Source organism: Hyphomonas oceanitis SCH89 (assembly GCF_000685295.1).
GTDB lineage: Bacteria > Pseudomonadota > Alphaproteobacteria > Caulobacterales > Hyphomonadaceae > Hyphomonas > Hyphomonas oceanitis.
On the sequence record NZ_ARYL01000134.1, the window covers coordinates 1 to 974 of the forward strand.

1 protein-coding gene is annotated in these 974 nt (G+C 63.1%); it reads right to left on the minus strand.

Going from position 1 to position 974, the window contains the following annotated elements; translation table 11 throughout:
• Positions 1–219: 219 nt before the first annotated feature.
• A partial coding sequence (locus HOC_RS20585; RefSeq protein WP_035542610.1) for a thiolase family protein occupies positions 220–974 on the minus strand: 755 nt, incomplete at its 5' end.

Genomic DNA, 974 nt, shown 5'->3' on the forward strand with positions numbered 1-974 from the left:
CCGATCTGGAATCCAGCATCGGCAGGGACGATTTCACCGGTCACGCCGGTCGGCAAAGCGTTCGCGTGATGCGGAGGCGTTTTTCCGGTCAGATCGCGATCAGTCATGCGAGAACAGCTCCTTGGCTTCTAATACGCAACGAAGCCGGTCGCCCCTCATGAAAGCGCGCAGCGGCGCCCGTTCCAGCCTGCAGGCGCAATGAGACGGCGCTGGCCATGATCAGGAGGGTAGCCGTTCAAGCGCGAGGGCGATGCCTTGTCCGCCGCCGATGCAAAGCGTCACGATCCCGCGCTTGAGGCCTTCGCGCTGCATCGCGTGGATCAACCGAACCGCTAAAATAGCGCCCGTCGCGCCGATCGGATGGCCATGGGCTATGGCGCCGCCTTCGACATTAACAATTTCTTGCGGGAATCCGAGTTCGTCGACGAGCGCGATCGCGATGGCAGCGAAGGCTTCATTCACCTCCACCCGCTCGACCGATGCCAGTGGCCAGGCTGCGCGCTCAAGGGCCTGCCTGACGGCCGGAACCGGCCCGAGGCCAAACAAACCCGGTTCGACCGCGCCGACGCCCATGCCGGCGATACGGACCGCCGGCATCAGGCCGTGCGATTCGGCCCAGGTCCGATCGGCAATGATCATCGCGGCCGCGCCTGAGTTCAGGCCCGGGGCGTTGCCAGCGGTAATCGAACCGTCCGGTCGAAAGGCCGGTTTGAGGCGCGCAAGGCTTTCAAGCGTTGTGTCGGGACGATTGTGTTCATCGGTATCAAACACGCTGGACCCCTTGCGTGTCTTGAGTTCAACCGGGGCGATTTCCGCTTTGAACTGGCCCTCTGCCTGGGCTTCGGAAAACCGGGATTGCGAGCGCAGCGCCCAGGCGTCCTGGGCCTCTCGGCTTATCTGGTTCTGCTCGACAAGGTCTTCAGTGTGCCAGCCGGAATGCTCGCCGGAAAACGCATCGTTCAGTCCGTCATTGA